Here is a 16,038-nt window from a genome sequence, read left to right on the forward strand (position 1 = left end):
GTCTTTTCGCCTCTGCCGGCGGCTGGGCCGGCCCCCTGCGGTTCCGGGCGGTCCGCGCTTGCGGGGTGGCGTCCGGGCCGCGAGACTGGCCCTCCGGAGCGCAATCGGCGCGCTCGGCGATGAGGCTGGCGAGCGATGAGCGAACTCTACACCTGGACCGCGAGCGAGACCGCGGCGGCGATCCGCTGCGGGCGCATCTCCAGCGTCGAGGCGACGGAGGCCGCCCTGGCGCGGATGGACGCGGTCAACGGCGCCATCAACGCCGTCGTCGACCCGCTTCCGGAGGAGGCGATGGAGGCCGCCCGCGCGGCCGACGCCGCGCTCGCCTCAGGCGCTCCCGTCGGCCCGCTGCACGGCGTCCCGCTGACGGTGAAGATCAACGTCGACTACAAGGGCCGGGCGACAACCAACGGCGTCGTCGCCTTCAAGGACCTCGTCGCGCCGGACGACGGCTCGGTGGTGCGCAACCTGCGGGCCGGCGGCGCGGTCATCGTCGGCCGCACCAACACGCCGTCCTTCTCGATGCGCTGGTTCACCGAGAACGACCTGCACGGTACGACGCTGAACCCGCACGACCCGGCGATCACGCCCGGCGGCTCGTCGGGCGGGGCAGGCGCGGCGCTCGCGGCCGGCATCGGCGCAGTGGCGCACGGCAACGACCTCGGCGGGTCCGTGCGCTGGCCGGCCTACTGCTGCGGCCTCTACGGGCTGCGGCCGACGTCCGGCATCGTGCCGGCGTACAATCCGAGCCTTTCGTCCGAACGGCTGATCGTGTCGCAGATGTCCTCGGTTCAGGGGCCGCTCGCCCGTTCGATGGAGGACATCGCCATCACCCTCGAGGCGCTCGCCGCGCCCGACCCGCGCGACATCTGGCAGACGCCGCCCGCGCCTGGGTTCGCGACCATCGCCCGCCGGCCCGCCCGTGTCGCGATGCTCGCCGAGACGGACACCTGCCCCGTCGCGCCGGAGGTGACGGACGCGATCCGGCGCGCGGGCGCGATCCTCGCCGACGCCGGCTACACGGTGGAGGAGGTCGTGCCACCGTCCCTGCAGGAGGTGGCCGAGCTCTGGCGGCTGATCCTCGCCAACGAGATCCGCGCCGGGCTCGGGCCGGTGATGATCGAGAACGCGGACTGGCGTACGCGGCTCTGCATGGACCGCCTCCTCGACGGGGTGCCCGATCTCTCAGGCCGCGACGGTTTCCTCAAGGCCTTCGCCCGCCGCAGCGCCATTCTGCGCCAGTGGCAGACATTCTTCGCCGACTGGCCGATCGTGCTGACTGCGGTGAGCTGGCAGCTCCCGTTCGCCGCCGGCACCGACCTCGCGGACGGTCTCGACTACGACACCTTCTTCCGCCAGCTCGCTCCCGTCGGCGGCACGCCGATCATCGGCCTTCCCGGTCTCTCGGTGCCGATGGGGTTCGCCGGCACCGCACCGGTCGGCGTCCAGCTGCTGGCGACGCGCTTCGGCGAGGCGGACCTCCTCGCGGCCGGTGCCGTGCTGGAGCGCGCCAGCGGTCCGGTCGCGCCGGTGGATCCCCGCCCGGCGTGACGGCGCTCAGGTCCGGGGCCGAGCGCCGGACGCGCGGGCGAGGACGGCGAGACGTTCGGTCAGCGCCGGAGAGCGCGGCGTCGGCGGTGTCGGCGGCGCCGCGGGCGTCTCCTCGGCGTAGTGGCAGGCGACCATCGTGCCGCCGAGCGATCGCATGACGGGGCGCTCGTCGCGGCAGCGCAGGTGGGCGATGGGGCAGCGCGTGTGGAAGGCGCAGCCGCCGGGCGGGGCCATCGCGCTCGGCATGTCGCCCTTGAGGGGCGCATGCGCGGCCACCGCCGGGTCCGGACGCGGAGCGGCCTCGATGAGGGAGCGCGTGTAGGGATGGCGGGGCGCGGCGAAGAGCGCGTCCACCGGGCCCTCCTCGACGATGCGACCGAGGTACATCACCGCCACGCGCTCGGCGATCTGGCGCACCACGGCGAGGTCGTGGCTGATGAAGACGTAGGCGATGCCGAACCGCTCCTGCAGGTCCTTCAGGAGGTTGATGATCTGCGCCTGTACCGAGACGTCGAGCGCCGACACCGCCTCGTCGCACACCACGAGGCGAGGGCGCGTCGCAAGCGCGCGGGCGATGCCGATGCGCTGGCGCTGGCCGCCGGAGAACTCGTGCGGGTAGCGCCCGGCGTGGAAGGGCTGCAGGCCGACCAGCGCCATGATTTCGTCGACCGCGGCGTCCGCGGCGGCGCCCTCGGCGACGCCGTGGAGGACGAGGGGCTCGCGGACCGTCTCACGGACCGTCATGCGCGGATTGAGGGAGCCGAACGGGTCCTGGAAGATGATCTGCATGTCCCGGCGGACCGCGCGCAGGGCCGCGCCCGAGAGCGCCGTGACGTCGCGTCCGTCGAGCGAGACGGTGCCGGAGGTCGGCTCGAGAAGGCGCAGGATCATCCGCCCGAGCGTGGACTTGCCGCAACCCGATTCGCCGACGAGGGCGAGGGTGGTGCCGGGCGCGATGGCGAGCGAGACGTCCTCCACCGCGCGGACCGTGCCGACGGTCCGGCGCAGGACGCCGCGCCTTACGGGGAAGTGCTTGGTGAGGCCGTTGACGTCGAGGAGGGCGGTCATGCGCGGGCCTCGATGGGAGCGTGCCAGCAGGCGACGTCATGGCCGGGTGCGATCGCGACGAGCGGGGGGTCCTCGGCGCGGCACTGGCCGTCGGCGAGCGGGCAGCGGGAGGCGAACCGGCATCCCTTCAGGGTCCCGTCGAGTCGGGGGACGCTGCCTTCGATGGTGGAGAGCCGGCCCGTCGCGGCGTCGATCCGCGGGACGGCCGCCATCAGGCCGATGGTATAGGGGTGCTGCGGATCGGCGAAGAGGGCGGCGGTGGTCGCCCGCTCCACCGCGCGGCCGGCGTACATCACGACAACGCGGTCGCACGACTGCGCGACGACGCCGAGGTCGTGGGTGATGAGGATGGTTGCGGCGTTGGTGCGCGCCTTGAGGTCCTCGAATAGCTCCAGGATCTGCGCCTGGATCGTCACGTCGAGGGCCGTGGTCGGCTCGTCCGCCAGCAGGAGGTCCGGCTCGTTGGCGAGGGCGAGCGCGATCATCACGCGCTGCCGCTGGCCGCCGGAGAGCTGGTGCGGGTAGTCGTCGACGCGCTTCTCCGGCGAAGGGAGGCGGACGAACTCGAGGAGCTCGATCGCCCGCTCGCGCGCCGCCCGGCCGGTGAGCCCGGCATGGACCTTGAGGCTCTCGGCGATCTGGTCGCCCAGCGTGTAGACCGGGTTCAGAGAGGTCATCGGCTCCTGAAAGATCATGCCGATGCGGCCGCCGCGCAGCGCGCGCATCCGGCGGCGCGGCAGGGCGAGGAGGTCGGTGCCGTCGAAGAGGATCCGCCCGCGCGCGTACCGCCCCGGCGGCTGCGGCACGAGGCGCATGATGGCGAGCGAGGTGACGGACTTGCCGCAGCCCGACTCGCCGACGATCCCCAGCGTCTCGCCCCGGTCGACGCTGAACGAGACGCCGTCGACCGCGTGATAGGTCGCCCCCTCCACCTTGAAGTGGACGGCGAGGTCCTCGACCGCCAGCAGGGGCGCTGCGGGGACGGGAGCGGTGTCCGGCGCGAGGCTCACCGGACCCCGAAGGTGTAGGGCGAGGCCTCGTCGTGGGTGCGGCCCGCGAAGTCGAGCCTGGCGAACTGTTCCTCGGCGCGCCGCTGCGCGGCCTGGAGCCGGGAGAGGGCGTCAGGAATGTCGAAGGCGAGCGCAACGCCGTCCTTCACCACCTGCTCGCCGCCGATATAGACGTCGCGCACCGCGCGCTCGGCGGCCACGTAGATGAGCGAGCGCAGCGGGTCGCGCACCGGCATCATCGCGCGGTCGGTGATGTCGACCGAGACGATGTCCGCCTTCGCGCCGGGCGCCAGACGGCCGATGTCCTCCCGGCCGAGGATTGCGGCGCCGCCGATGGTCGCGGCGTTGAAGATATCGCTGGTGCGGAGGTCGAACGGGTCGCCGGAGATGACGCGGGAGTTGGTGAGCGCGTTGCGCAGCTCCTCCAGCATGTTGTGCGGATAGGTGTCGGTGCCGACGCCGACCGGGATGCCGTTGCGGATGTAGCGGCCGACGGTGTTCATGGTGATGCCGCGGCGCTGGAAGACGGTCGGGCAGTGGGCGACCGCGGTGCCGCTCGCCTTCAGCGTCGCGAAGTCGTCGGCCTGAGGCCAGTGCACCCAGGGGTGATCGTTGAGGAAGATGCCGTGTCCGATGACGGCGCCGGCCCTGAGCACGCCGAGGTCGTCCAGCCACTCGACCGGCGTCTTGCCGTGGCGGCGGGTGATCTCGTGGAACTCCACGATCGACTGGGCGGCGTGGATCTGCATCGTCAGGCCGCGCTCCTGCGCCGCGGCGAACGAGTCGGCGATGAGGTCGCCGGTGCAGGTGTCGATCTGCGCCGGGGCGACCATGCCGGAGAGACGGCCGCAGGGGTGCGCGACCGCGGCGTCGACGTAGGCGAGCGCCTCGTCCATGACGGCGCGGCCGCCGTCGTCGACCCACTCGTAGTCCACGACGTGTCCGTTCCGGGTGTACCACCGGGCAGAGCGGTACATCGGCGCCGCGACGACCCGCAGGCCCGACTGCGCCATCAGGTCGAGCCAGCCCTCGAACGGGATCGAGAGGTCGACGAGAGTGGTGACGCCGGACTGCAGCAGCTCCGAGTAGGTGACCTCGACGCAGGCCCTGCGGCCCTCCTCGTCGGGCCGGAAGAGGGGCATGAACTCGTAGAGCGAGCTCATGTAGAGCTTGGGGCTGCCGAGCTCGTCGAGGAAGCCCTTGTTCATCGCCTCGCTGGTGGGGTGCGAGTGGATGTTGACGAGCCCCGGCATGATCAGCCGGCCGGAGCCGTCGATCTCGGTGTCGGCCGCGTGGTCGACGCGGCCGATGTGGGTGACGACGCCGTCCGCGAACGCCACATCGGCGTTCTTCTTGTAGACGTGGCGTCCGTCCTCGAAAGCAACGACCCAGTCGGCGTTGCGGATAACCGTCGTCCCCGGCATGAAATCTACTCTTTGAACTTGATGTCCAGGCCCTTGTAGAGGCCGGCGCCATAGATGTTGTGCGGCACGATCTCTTCCAGATCGGTCGACTGCGCGATCACCATCGGCTCGTGGTAGAGCGGGATCCAGACGGCGGCGTCGTGGACCTTCTTCAGCACCTCGCCGTAGGCGGTGGCGCGGGTCGCGTCGTCGGTCGCGGTCTTGCCCTCGTCGAGGAGCTTGTCGGTGTCCTCGTCGATCCAGTTCATGCGGTTCGGCGTCGGCACGTTCTCGGAGCGGAAGTAGAGGTTCAGCGCGTCACCGGCGGAGACGTACGGGTAGGACATGGCGAACATGTCGAACTCCTGCGTCGCGACCTTGCCCCAGTATACGGTGGAGTCGAAGGGCTGGATCTGCATGTCGACGCCGATCTCGCGCAGGTACGCCTGGACGGCCTCGGAGATCTTGGCCCAGCCCGAGCCGGAGAAGACGTAGGCGAGCGGGGCGAGGCGCACGCCGTCCTTCTCCCGCACACCGTCGGCGCCGCGCGCCCAGCCGGCATCGTCGAGGATCTTGTTGGCCTCGTCGACGTCGTACTTCAGCAGCGCACCGTCGAGGTCGTGGTTCCAGTCGAGCGCCTCCTGGCTGATGTAGGAATAGGCCGGCTCGACCTCGCCGAAGTAGAGATCCTCGGCCATCGCCTCCTGGTCGACGGCGAGGTTCATCGCCTTGCGCACGGCCGGGTCCGCCACCGCCGGGTGGTCGATCTTGAAGCCCATGAAGTAGGTCCAGAAGGCGGCGTCCGACTTCAGGATCTCGACGTTCGGCGCGGCGCGGAGCTGCTCGACGGCGATATAGGGGATGTACTGGGTGATCTCGCTCTGCCCGGTGAGGACGGCGACGGTGCGCGTGTTCTCCTCGGGGACGATCTGCCAGGTGATCTTGTCGATCTGCGCCGGGCCCTGGTTCTTGTAGAACGACGGACCCCAGGTGTAGCCCTCGTGCTTGGTCATGGTCAGCGTGTTGCGCGGCTGCCATTCGCCCCAGCAGTACGGGCCGGTCCCGTTGAAGCCGGTGACGCCGAAGTCCTTGCCGAGCGCCTCGACGTTGTCCTTGTCGATGATCGTGCCGAAGGACTGGGCGAGCTGGTACAGGAACTCGGAGAACGGGGCGGAGAGCTTGTACTCGACCGTCGTGTCGTCGACGGCGATGACGTCGGTCTGGTCACCGGCGCGCCAGGCGACGGGCGACTTGGTCTCGGGATTCTTCCAGCGCTTCAGCGAGTAGACGACATCGTCGGCGGTCATCTTCTTGCCGTCGCAGAAGGTGACGTCGTCGCGCAGGTGGAAGGTGTAGGTCAGGCCGTCGTCCGAGACCTCCCAGCTCTTGGCGAGCAGCGGCTCGATGGTCGACATGTCGGGCGCCAGGGCGACGAGGGTGTCGCCGAGCATGAACAGCGCCTCGGACGCGGCGCGGGCGGTCGACTTGTGCGGGTCGTAGTTGTTGGTGTCGACCTCGCGCACGATGGTGATCTCGCTGGCGGCGGCCAGACCGGGCGCGAGCACGGCGAGGCAGGCCGCTGCGATCAGTCGCTTGGGCATTCTGTCGTTCCCTTTTCGTCGGCGGCCGGTCGTCAGCGTCCGCGGCCGGTTGTGGTGGAGAGGACGCGGCGTCACGAGGACATCCGCGGGTCGAGGACGTCGCGCAGCGCGTCGCCGGTGACGTTGGCCGCGAGCACGATCAGGAAGATGAAGGCGCTCGGAATGACCGCGATGTGCGGCGCGAAGAGGAGGAAGTCGCGCCCCTGCGCCGCCATCATGCCGAGCTCGGCCGCGGGCGGACGCGCGCCGAGACCGAGGAAGGAGAGCGCCGCGCCGATCAGGATGATCTGCCCGAACCGCAGGCTCACGAAGATCATGATCGACGAGATCGCGTTGCGCAGCAGGTAGCGGGTGAAGAGCGCGCGGTCGGAGAGGCCGACGGCGCGGCCCGCCTCGATGTATTCCTGGCTCATGATGCCGACGGCGACCGACCGGGCGATCCGAGCGCAGTCCGGCACCGTCGCGATGGAGAGGGCGATGATGATCGGCACGATGCCGGGGCCGAACACGGCCACCAGAGCGAGGCCGAGGAGGATCGCCGGAAAGGACAGCATCATGTCGACGAAGCGCATCACGACACCGTCGATGCGACGGTAGAAGGCCGCCAGCAGGCCGAGCAACGATCCCGTGATGCCGCCGAAGAAGATGGCGCAGAGGCCGATGAGGAGAGTGAGCCGCGTGCCGTAGAGGATGCGCGAGAAGATGTCCCGGCCCTGCCCGTCGGTGCCGAGGATGTGGTCCGGGCTGCCGCGCGCGGCCCACATCGGCGGCGTCATCACCGAGCGGCTGGAGGCGTAGGGGTCGTGTGGCGCGATCGCCGGCGCGAAGACCGCGCCGAGGACGATCACCAGGAGCACGAGGATCGCCAGCGCCGCGGCGGGATCGCGCAGCAGGCGGATCCACCAGGCCCTGCGGCCGTCGCGGCGGCGGGCCTTCGTCGTCGAGGGCGCGTCGGTCGATGTCATCTCCGGCCCACCCTCATCGTTTTCCGACCCGGGGGTCGAGCATCGTGTAGGCGATGTCGACCAGCATGTTGGTGAGGATGAAGCCGAGGGCGAACACCATGATCGCGCCCTGGGCAAGCGGGAAGTCGGACGAGAGGATCGCGCCGACGGCGAGGCGGCCGATACCGGGCCAGGAGAAGATCGACTCCGTCACCACCGCGCCGCCGATGAGGTAGCCCGCCTGGAGGCCGATCAGCGTGACCACCGGCACCAGCGCGTTGCGAAGGCCATGCCGCAATACGACCGCGGTCTCGGGCAGCCCCTTGGCGCGCGCGGTGCGCACATGGTCGAGCCGCAGCACCTCCAGAACGGAGGAGCGCGTCATCCGGGCCACTGGGCCGATGAAGATAAACCCGAGGGAGAGGGCTGGCAGGACGATGTGGTTGAGCCCCTCGAGGGTCCACAGCGGGCCGCCGCGGCCGAGGAAGGGGAAGAGGCGCCAGGCGACGCCGAGGTACTGGATCATCAGGAGGCAGATGAAGAAGATCGGCAGCGACACGCCCGCGACCGACAGCGCCACCACGATGCGGTCGACGATCGTGCCGCGGAAGAAGGCGGCGAGCGTGCCGAGCGCCATGCCGAGCGGGATCGACCAGACGAGGCAGGCGAACATCAGCTCCAGCGTCGGGCCGATGGCGGCGAGGAGTTCGGACAGCACCGTCTTGTTGGAGATCATCGAGCGGCCGAGGTCGCCCTGCAGGACCCGCGACAGGTACGACCAGAACTGAACCGTCAGCGGCTGGTCCAGTCCCAGCTCCTGACGGATCGCCTCGACGACGTCCGGCGTCGCCGTCGGCCCCGCGATCACCACGGCCGGGTCGCCGGGGACGAGCTGCAGGAGCGCGAAGCCGAGGATGAGCACCCCGATCAGGACCGGGATCGAGGTGATGAGGCGGTTGACGATCGCCTCGATCATGCCGCCGCCGCGCCCCGCTCGTAGACCACCTCGCCGCCGCGGATGGTCATGTCGCAGACCGTGTCCAGGATCGCCTCGGGCTCTCCCTCGAACATGTCGCGCGAGAAGACGGCGACGTCGGCGAGCTGCCCGGGCACGAGGCGGCCCTTGATCGCCTCCTCCTTGGCGGCATAGGCCGACGCGTAGGTGTAGGCGTGCAGCGCCTCGGCGAGCGAGAGCTTGTGCTCGGGGCCGATCTGCGTGCCGCGGTTCGTCCTGCGGGTGACCATCGTGTAGAGGTTCGGGAACGGGTTCACGGCCGTCACCGGGCAGTCGGTGGAGGCGGAGGGCTCGAGGCCCTTCTCGATCCACGTGCGCATCGGGTGCGAGGCGGCCGAACGCTCCATTCCGAGAACGTCGAGATAGAGGTCGCCGAAGTAGTAGATGAAGGCCGGCTGCGGGGCGGGGAGGATGTGCCGCGCCGCGAGACGCTCCATCTGCTCGTCCGTGAGCCAGCCGCAGTGCTCGATGCGGTGGCGCCGGTCCGGATCGGGCGTGTCGTCGAGCGCCTTCTCCAGCGCAGTCAGGGTCTGGCCGATGGCCGCGTCGCCGATGGCGTGGATGGTCATGCGGTAGCCGCGGCGGTGGGCGGCGAGGACCATGGCGTCGAGTTCCGCGTCGGGCAGGCACAGGATGCCGAGGTCGTTGTCGCCGCCGCCGAGATAGGGCCGGCTCATCGCCGCGGTGCGCCCGCCGGCCGAGCCGTCGGTGAAGATCTTCACGCCGCCGATCCGAAGCATGTCGTCGCCGGAGCCGGTGACGTACCCGGCCTCGTACGCGCGGTCGAGGATGGTGCGGTTCCTGTCGCCCATCAGCACGGCGTAGGTGCGCACCGGAAGACGGCCGGAGCGGCGGGCGGTCTGATAGGCGAGCATCTCGAGCCAGCCGCTCTCGATGCCGACGGCCGCCTCCATGCAGGAGGTGATGCCGTAGGTGAGGAGGTCGTTGCCGCCACGTTCGATCGCGGCCACGAGGTCGGCCTCGGTCGGCGTCGGCAGGGCGTGCATGACGAGCTCGCGCGCGGTCTCCGCCAGGAGCCCGGTGAGGCGCCCGTTCTGCCGCTCGATGAGCCCGCCTGCGGGGGAGGGCGTGCCCTCCCCGATGCCGGCCCGCTCCAGCGCCATGGAGTTGGCGACCGCGAGGTGGCCGCAGGTGCGCACGATGTAGACCGGATGGTCGGGCACCGCCGCGTCCAGCTCCTCGCGGAAGGGGTGGCGCTTCTCGGCGAACTCGAAGTGGTCGTAGCCGCGGCCGCGGATCCATTCGCCGGGAGGAGTGACGGCCGCGCGCGCCTTCAGCGCATCGATGAGGGCGTCGAGGGTCGGGGCGGCCTTCGGGCGCAGGTCCACCTCGGCCATCGCGCGGCCGTAGGGGAGAAGGTGGAGGTGCGCGTCGTTGAGCCCCGGCGTCGCGAGGCGGCCATCGAGATCGACGACGCGGGTCTCGGGTCCGATCAGGGCGTCGAGCTCGTCGCCGTCGCCGGTGGCGAGGACGCGCCCGCCCCACAGGGCGATCGCGCTGCACGCCCCCTCGGCAAGGCCGCACCAAATCCGGCCGTTCTTCAGAACCACATCAGCGCGCGGGAGCATACGATCGTCCTTGAGCCCGTGCCGGCGGTGGGGCCGGCGATTTGGCATGCCAGCAAACAGCATACCAATTGGATTGCAGCAGGCTTCGGCGCGATGCGCCAGCGCGATGTCGCAATTTGCGCTGCAAAATTGGGCACGGGGCGACCCGGGATCGTGTCGTGATCCCTGCCCGCCGTGAGGAGACCATGGTTATCCTGCTGTCATACTTGGGTAATTCTAGTGCCCCGGTCGAAACCTCGCCTGTGCACGAAGCGGGCGGCCTTCGTCTGCGGCGGCTCGTCGCGCGTCGAAATCCGCCATTGCGGCTCGCGGCACGGAGAATCCGGAGGCGCGCTTGCGATCGCTTCGGCGAGGTACGGAAGCGCGCTCAGCGGCCGTGCCAGAGGTAGACGCGGCCGCCGCCTCGCTTGCGGCCCGTGTCCTCGACGCCCGGAAAGCGGCCCCGGCGGACCGCCTCCATGAAGTCGCGCCCGGCGCGGACCTTGTCGCCGATATAAAGGCCGTCCCAGTCCGGTCCGTAGATCTCGGGGAAGTGGAATTCGCCGGGCTGACACGTGTCGATGCGGGCCTGCAGCCGGGAGATTTCGTCGCTGGTCACCGCGCTTGGCCTCCGGTTCGTCCTGTGGGCCCGACGCGCCGCATCGGGCGAATTGGGCTCCGTGCCGAGGGTAGGGCGCCGCTGGCGAGCGGGCCAGGACCGGATCGCCGCGCCGCTGCCGCGATGGCCGTCAGGCGGTCGTTGCCCCGGCGAGACGGCGCGTCAGCTCGGCGGCGGACGTGACCCGGCTCATGGCGACGGCCTGACCGGCCCAGAGGTTCGTGAAGTCCGCCGAGCCACGCGCCTCGGCCCGCTGGCGCAAGGGAGCGAGGGCGGCGCCCGCGGTCGGGAACTCCGGAGGAAGCTCGGAGAGGGGGCCGACCTCGCGCATCACGCGGTTGAGGATGCCGCGCGCCGGACGGCCGGTGAAGAGGTTGGTGAGCGCCGTGTCGTCGCCCGCCGCCTGCTCCAGCGCGGCACGGTAGAGCGGCGCGACGTTCGCCTCCTCGGTGAAGAGGTAGGCGGTGCCGACCTGCACGGCCGAGGCGCCGAGCGCCATCGCCGCGGCGACACCGCGCGCTTCGGCGATGCCGCCCGCGGCGATCACCGGCACGTCCACGGCATCGACGACCTGCGGCACCAGCGCGATCGTCCCGACCTGCGTGGACATGTCGTGGGTCAGGAAGTTGCCGCGGTGCCCGCCCGCCTCCGCGCCCATCGCGATCACCGCGTCGACGCCGCGGCCTGCGAGCCACACCGCCTCGCGCACCGTGGTCGCCGAGGCGATGACCTTGGCCCCGGTCCGGCGGACGCGATCGAGGAGGTCCGGCGCCGGGAGGCCGAAATGGAAACTCACGACAGGGGGGCGGAACTCCTCGACGACGGCGGCGAAGGCCGCGTGGAACGGCGAGCGGGTCGCCGCGGCCGGCGGCGACACGCCTTCGAGACCGGCCTCGCGGTAGTACGGCGCGAGGCGCTCCAGCCAGCCGGCCTGTCGCGCCGGGTCGTCGGCCGGGGGCGTGTGGCAGAAGAAGTTGACGTTGATCGGACGGTCCGTGCCCCTGCGCACCGCCTCCAGCGCTTCGCGCAGCTGCGGCGCGGTGTACTGGCCACTCGGCAGGGAGCCGAGACCGCCCGCCTCGCTGACGGCCACCACCATCGCAGGCGTCGTCGAGCCGGCCATCGGCGCCTGGATGACGGGGAGGTCGATCCCGAAGAGGTCGAGTATGCGCCGGTCGGTGAAGGTGGTCATGACGCGGGGCCTTTCGTCGTCGCCGCGCGGCGGGCGCGCGATCGTGGGAGCTCTGGCCCCTATCTCCCTCATGTCGCCGGATGATGGAATGGGCGTTCCGCGGTGGACACTCTTCCGGAAGGGGGAAGGTTCAGGGGGTCGTCCGCGACCAGAGGTCGGCGAAGGCGGCGCGCAGGCGAGGCACCGCGAAGTCCACGAAGCCCCGCACCTTCGGCACCGACAGCCGCCGCTCAGGCATGATGAGGTGGACCGGGTAGGGCGGCGGCTCGTCGCCCTCCAGTATGATCTGAAGCTCGCCGCGGCCGACCCGCTCGGCCACGTGGTAGGAGAAGAGCCGCGTCACGCCGTGTCCCTCCGCGGCGGAGGCGACGGCGGCGGCCACGCTGTTGACGATCAGCCGCGGCGTCAGAGAGACGGACCGGGCGATGGCCCCGTCGCCCGGCGGCGGGAAGCTCCAGGTGTCGATGCCGGTCTGCGTCATCGCGACGATGTGGTGCCGGGCGAGGTCGGCCGGCGCCGTGATCGGCGGATGGGCGGCGAGGTAGCGCGGCGAGGCGGCGACCACCCGGCGGACCTCGCCGATCCGGATGGCGATCATCGACGAATCGGGCAGGTGGGCGATGCGAAGCGCGACGTCGATTCCCTCGTCGATCAGGTTCACCGGGCGGTCGAGGAGGTGGAGCCTCGCCGAGACCGCCGGGTACGCGTCGAGGAAGTCGTCGAGGATCGGGCGCAGCACCTCGCTGCCACTGACCACGGGGGCGGTGATCGTCAGGGTGCCGCGCGGCGCGGACCGCTCGCTCGCGGCCACCATGTCCGCCTCCTCGAGGTCGGCGAGCACGCGGCGGCAGGCGTTGGCGTAGCGCTCCCCCGCCTCGCTGAGGCGGATGGCGCGCGTCGTGCGGTGCAGGAGCTGCACGCCGACATGCCGTTCGAGGAAGTCGACGGCGCGGCTGACCGCGGCGGGCGACCGGCCGAGACGCCGCCCCGCCCCGGCGAGGCTCCCCTCGTCCAGCGCGGTCACGAACACCTTCATGCAGTCGATGCGGTCCATTCAGTCTTCCGCGTTGCGTAAGAGTGCATCCCCATTTTCGACCATTCCGCCGAACGATGGAACGCCCGACATGGCGGGCAACGGGAACGCTCCCGGCCAACATACGGAGAGAACCATGAGCTCCCAGCCCTCCATCGCCCTTCGCACCGCCGTCGTCGGTCCCGTCACGGTCTTCTACCGCGAGGCGGGCGACCCCCGGAATCCGACGATTCTGCTGCTGCACGGGTTCCCGTCGTCGTCGCACATGTTCCGGGATCTCATTCCGCTGCTCGCCGACCGCTACCACATCGTGGCGCCGGACCTGCCGGGATTCGGTTTCACCGAAGCGCCGCCGCGCGGTGATTTCACCTACACGTTCGACAATCTCGCGAAGGTCGTCGAGGACTTCACCGACGCCGTCGGCCTCGAGCGCTACGCCCTCTACGTGTTCGACTACGGCGCGCCGGTCGGCTTCCGCCTCGCCATGTCGCGCCCCGAGCGGGTGAGCGCCATCATCTCCCAGAACGGCAACGCCTACGAGGACGGCCTCGGCGACGCCTGGGCGCCGATCCGCGCCTACTGGGCCGATCCGACGCCGGAGAACCGCGAGGGCATCCGCTCGGTTCTCACGTTCGAGGCGACGAGGTGGCAGTACGTGCACGGCGTGCCCGACGAGACGGCCGTGGCGCCCGAGGCCTACTGGCTGGACTACGCGCTGATGAACCGCCCGGGGAACGAGGAGATCCAGATCGACCTCTTCGGCGACTACTCGACGAACGTCGCGATGTACCCGGACTTTCACGCTTACTTCGCGGCCCACACCCCGCCGTTCCTCGCCGTCTGGGGCCGGCACGATCCGTTCTTCCTGCCGCCGGGGGCGGAGGCGTTCAAGCGCGACAACCCCGATGCGGAAGTCCACCTCCTCGACACCGGCCACTTCGCGCTGGAGACGCACGCGCCCGAGATTGCCGTCTTCATCCGCCGCTTTCTGGAGCGGCACGGGATCTAGCCGCCCCGCACTCGACCGGAGCGGCGGCTGACGCGTTGTCAGCCGTCGTTGCCTGCCGTGGCACCTTGCGACAGGCCCAGCTCTTCGAGGACCTCCCGCGTGTGTTCGCCGAGGGTCGGCGACGCGGAGTGGGCGGCGCCCGGGGCGAACGCCGGGAGACCCGGCGTGGGCGTCACCGGAATGGGGCCGAGGCGCGGGTGGTCGATCCACTGCAGCATCCCGACGGCGGTGACGTGCGGGTCGCTGACATAGGCGGCGTAGTCGTTGACCGCGGCGTTCAGGACGCCCGCGTCAGCGAGCGCGGCGGCGAGTTCCGCGCGGGACCACCTTGCGAAATGCGGCGCGAGCGCCTCGTCGAGGGCTGCCACGTTCTGGACGCGCAGCTCGAGCGTCGCGAAGCGCTCGTCGGCCACGAGGTCCGGGCAGCCGAGCGTCCGGCAAAGGGCGGCGAAGTGCGAGTCGAGCCGTACCGTCACGGCGACGAAACCGTCCGACGTGGCGAAGGCGCCGACCGGGGCGTAGAGCATGCGCGGCGGTCCGCCGCGCAGGTGCTCCTCCAGCGCCTTGACCGCCTGGATCGAAGCGGCGCTTTGCAGGAGCGGGCAGTCGAGATGGCGCCCGCGGCCGGTGCGGGCGCGCACCAGAAGGCTGTGCAGGACCATCTGGAAGCCGTGCAGCCCGGCGAGGTAGTCGACGATCACGAGGTCGAGCTTGCGGGGGCGCCCGGTGCCGTCGGCGTTGAGGTGCATGAAGCCGGAGGCGGCCTGCAGCACCGTGTCGGTCGCGGGGAGGTCCCTGTAGGGGCCGGTCTGCCCGAATCCGGTGATCGACAGCATGATGAGGCCGGGATTGGCCGTCGCGAGGGTGGCGTAGTCGAGGCCGAACTTCGCCATCACGCCCGGCCGGAACGCCTCTACGACGATGTCCGCGCCCTCCGCGAGCCGCCGGGCTGCGTTGAGCCCCTCGTCGGTCTTCATGTCGAGCACGACGGAGCGTTTGCCGAAGTTGCCGGTGACGGCATAGGGGTTGTCGCCGCCGTAGCTCTCGCCCAGCACGCGCGACCAGTCGCCCTGCGGCGGTTCCACCTTGACGACGTCCGCGCCGCAGCGGGCCATCATCATGGCCGCGTTGGGACCGGCGACCCCCTGGCTGAAGTCGACGACGCGCAGTCCGTCGAGCGCGCCCTCGAACGTGTCTCCGGACATGGTCATTCCTTTCCTGTCTCCTCCTCGAGCCGCCCCCAGTCGAACGCGACGCGCCTCGTCTGGAGCAGCTCGCGCGCGGCGGCGTGGTGGTCGGGGCTCGCAAGCGCGCGCGCCTGCAGGTCGATCTCGCGTGCGGCCGCGGCGTCGAACGGGGCGCCGGCGGCTTGCCGCAGCAGCTCCTTCGTGCCCGCGAGCGCCCCGCGCGAGGCATGGCGGAAGTGGCCGGCCATGCGCAGGGCGCGCTCGCCGAGTGCGTCGCCCGCGACGACCTCGCGCACCAGACCCATCGCAAGCGCCTCCTCGGCGCCGATGATGCGCCCGGTCAGCAGGAGGTCGCGCGCCGCGGCGAGGCCGACGATGCGCGGCAGCAGCCAGGCGGTGCCGAGCCCCGCGACGAGCCCGATGCGCGGGAAGACGGTGCAGAAACGCGCCCGCTCCGAGGCGAGCAGGAAGTCGGCGCCGAGGGCGAGGCCGAAGCCGCCGCCGAACGCAGGCCCGTCGACCGCGGCGATCACCGGCACCGGGATGTCGAGATAGGCGCGGAACCAGGCGTGCATCGTCTCCCCGGCGGCGGCGTGCCGGCGCACGTCGGTCGACGGCTCGGCGAGAAGGCGCATGTCGCCGCCGGCGCTGAAGGTGCCCGGGGCGGCCGTCAGCACCACGGCCGAAAGCGAGGCGTCGTCGCGCAGCGCCGGGAAGACCTCGGCGAACGCTTCTGTCAGTTCCGGCGTGAAGGCGTTGCGCGTCTGCGGCCGGTTCAGCGTCACCACCGCGACGCCCGCCTCCCGCGCGACCGTGATCGGCGCGTCGTCCGTCATCG

General features: G+C 71.0%; 14 protein-coding genes. 2 read left to right on the forward strand and 12 right to left on the reverse strand.

Features of this window, described 5'->3' with window-relative positions; genetic code table 11:
• Positions 1 to 135 precede the first annotated feature (135 nt).
• On the forward strand, positions 136 to 1,551 hold the full coding sequence (locus DLJ53_RS11795) for an amidase (protein WP_111345342.1): 1,416 nt from the start codon (positions 136 to 138) through the stop codon (positions 1,549 to 1,551).
• A gap of 6 nt (positions 1,552 to 1,557) precedes the next feature.
• Here DLJ53_RS11795 and DLJ53_RS11800 read toward each other — a convergent pair whose 3' ends face one another.
• The 10 genes from DLJ53_RS11800 to DLJ53_RS11845 form a co-directional block, all read right to left on the reverse strand.
• Positions 1,558 to 2,619, reverse strand: coding sequence for an ABC transporter ATP-binding protein (locus DLJ53_RS11800; protein WP_111345344.1), 1,062 nt, complete (start codon positions 2,617 to 2,619; stop codon positions 1,558 to 1,560).
• Entirely contained in the window at positions 2,616 to 3,629 is a 1,014-nt protein-coding gene (locus tag DLJ53_RS11805) for an ABC transporter ATP-binding protein (RefSeq protein WP_111345345.1), read from the reverse strand. The genes DLJ53_RS11800 and DLJ53_RS11805 overlap by 4 nt, the downstream gene beginning before the upstream one ends.
• Positions 3,626 to 5,053 carry an amidohydrolase family protein gene (locus DLJ53_RS11810; RefSeq protein ID WP_111345347.1) on the reverse strand — a complete coding sequence of 476 codons (1,428 nt, stop codon included), beginning with the start codon at positions 5,051 to 5,053 and terminating at the stop codon, positions 3,626 to 3,628. The genes DLJ53_RS11805 and DLJ53_RS11810 overlap by 4 nt, the downstream gene beginning before the upstream one ends.
• Before the next feature lie 5 nt (positions 5,054 to 5,058).
• Positions 5,059 to 6,633 carry an ABC transporter substrate-binding protein gene (locus tag DLJ53_RS11815; RefSeq protein WP_202913112.1) on the reverse strand — a complete coding sequence of 525 codons (1,575 nt, stop codon included), beginning with the start codon at positions 6,631 to 6,633 and terminating at the stop codon, positions 5,059 to 5,061.
• A 71-nt stretch (positions 6,634 to 6,704) separates the two neighbouring features.
• On the reverse strand, positions 6,705 to 7,598 hold the full coding sequence (locus tag DLJ53_RS11820) for an ABC transporter permease (RefSeq protein ID WP_111345349.1): 894 nt from the start codon (positions 7,596 to 7,598) through the stop codon (positions 6,705 to 6,707).
• A gap of 13 nt (positions 7,599 to 7,611) precedes the next feature.
• On the reverse strand, positions 7,612 to 8,553 hold the full coding sequence (locus DLJ53_RS11825) for an ABC transporter permease (RefSeq protein WP_111345351.1): 942 nt from the start codon (positions 8,551 to 8,553) through the stop codon (positions 7,612 to 7,614).
• Positions 8,550 to 10,181, reverse strand: a complete 1,632-nt coding sequence (locus tag DLJ53_RS11830) for an amidohydrolase (protein ID WP_111345352.1) — start codon at positions 10,179 to 10,181, stop codon at positions 8,550 to 8,552. The genes DLJ53_RS11825 and DLJ53_RS11830 overlap by 4 nt, the downstream gene beginning before the upstream one ends.
• Before the next feature lie 367 nt (positions 10,182 to 10,548).
• Positions 10,549 to 10,779, reverse strand: coding sequence for a DUF1413 domain-containing protein (locus tag DLJ53_RS11835; protein WP_111345354.1), 231 nt, complete (start codon positions 10,777 to 10,779; stop codon positions 10,549 to 10,551).
• 130 nt (positions 10,780 to 10,909) lie between these two features.
• Complete coding sequence (locus tag DLJ53_RS11840; protein WP_111345355.1) at positions 10,910 to 11,971, reverse strand: NAD(P)H-dependent flavin oxidoreductase; 1,062 nt, start codon at positions 11,969 to 11,971, stop codon at positions 10,910 to 10,912.
• 130 nt (positions 11,972 to 12,101) lie between these two features.
• Positions 12,102 to 13,025, reverse strand: coding sequence for a LysR family transcriptional regulator (locus tag DLJ53_RS11845; RefSeq protein ID WP_111345357.1), 924 nt, complete (start codon positions 13,023 to 13,025; stop codon positions 12,102 to 12,104).
• A gap of 115 nt (positions 13,026 to 13,140) precedes the next feature.
• Here DLJ53_RS11845 and DLJ53_RS11850 point away from each other — a divergent pair, with 115 nt between their 5' ends.
• The gene (locus DLJ53_RS11850) at positions 13,141 to 14,013 is read left to right on the forward strand and encodes an alpha/beta fold hydrolase (protein ID WP_111345359.1); all 873 of its coding nucleotides are present in this window, start codon (positions 13,141 to 13,143) and stop codon (positions 14,011 to 14,013) included.
• 38 nt (positions 14,014 to 14,051) lie between these two features.
• Here DLJ53_RS11850 and DLJ53_RS11855 read toward each other — a convergent pair whose 3' ends face one another.
• Together DLJ53_RS11855 and DLJ53_RS11860 are read right to left on the reverse strand one after the other, a co-directional pair.
• Positions 14,052 to 15,224 (reverse strand): CaiB/BaiF CoA transferase family protein, encoded by a 1,173-nt coding sequence (locus DLJ53_RS11855; protein ID WP_111345361.1) that lies wholly within the window; start codon positions 15,222 to 15,224, stop codon positions 14,052 to 14,054.
• The gene (locus DLJ53_RS11860) at positions 15,221 to 16,036 is read right to left on the reverse strand and encodes an enoyl-CoA hydratase/isomerase family protein (RefSeq protein WP_111345363.1); all 816 of its coding nucleotides are present in this window, start codon (positions 16,034 to 16,036) and stop codon (positions 15,221 to 15,223) included. The genes DLJ53_RS11855 and DLJ53_RS11860 overlap by 4 nt, the downstream gene beginning before the upstream one ends.
• Between the last annotated feature and the right edge of the window lie 2 nt (positions 16,037 to 16,038).

It is taken from the genome of Acuticoccus sediminis (assembly GCF_003258595.1).
GTDB classification, from domain to species: domain Bacteria; phylum Pseudomonadota; class Alphaproteobacteria; order Rhizobiales; family Amorphaceae; genus Acuticoccus; species Acuticoccus sediminis.

Bases quoted from the DNA above. Each gene is read 5' to 3' on its own strand.
- DLJ53_RS11795 (WP_111345342.1), top strand. From the start codon at position 136: ATGAGCGAACTCTACACCTGGACCGCGAGCGAGACCGCGGCGGCGATC.
- DLJ53_RS11800 (WP_111345344.1), bottom strand. From the start codon at position 2,619: ATGACCGCCCTCCTCGACGTCAACGGCCTCACCAAGCACTTCCCCGTA.
- DLJ53_RS11810 (WP_111345347.1), bottom strand. From the start codon at position 5,053: ATGCCGGGGACGACGGTTATCCGCAACGCCGACTGGGTCGTTGCTTTC.
- DLJ53_RS11815 (WP_202913112.1), bottom strand. From the start codon at position 6,633: ATGCCCAAGCGACTGATCGCAGCGGCCTGCCTCGCCGTGCTCGCGCCC.
- DLJ53_RS11820 (WP_111345349.1), bottom strand. From the start codon at position 7,598: ATGACATCGACCGACGCGCCCTCGACGACGAAGGCCCGCCGCCGCGAC.
- DLJ53_RS11825 (WP_111345351.1), bottom strand. From the start codon at position 8,553: ATGATCGAGGCGATCGTCAACCGCCTCATCACCTCGATCCCGGTCCTG.
- DLJ53_RS11830 (WP_111345352.1), bottom strand. From the start codon at position 10,181: ATGCTCCCGCGCGCTGATGTGGTTCTGAAGAACGGCCGGATTTGGTGC.
- DLJ53_RS11840 (WP_111345355.1), bottom strand. From the start codon at position 11,971: ATGACCACCTTCACCGACCGGCGCATACTCGACCTCTTCGGGATCGAC.
- DLJ53_RS11845 (WP_111345357.1), bottom strand. From the start codon at position 13,025: ATGGACCGCATCGACTGCATGAAGGTGTTCGTGACCGCGCTGGACGAG.
- DLJ53_RS11850 (WP_111345359.1), top strand. From the start codon at position 13,141: ATGAGCTCCCAGCCCTCCATCGCCCTTCGCACCGCCGTCGTCGGTCCC.
- DLJ53_RS11855 (WP_111345361.1), bottom strand. From the start codon at position 15,224: ATGACCATGTCCGGAGACACGTTCGAGGGCGCGCTCGACGGACTGCGC.
- DLJ53_RS11860 (WP_111345363.1), bottom strand. From the start codon at position 16,036: ATGACGGACGACGCGCCGATCACGGTCGCGCGGGAGGCGGGCGTCGCG.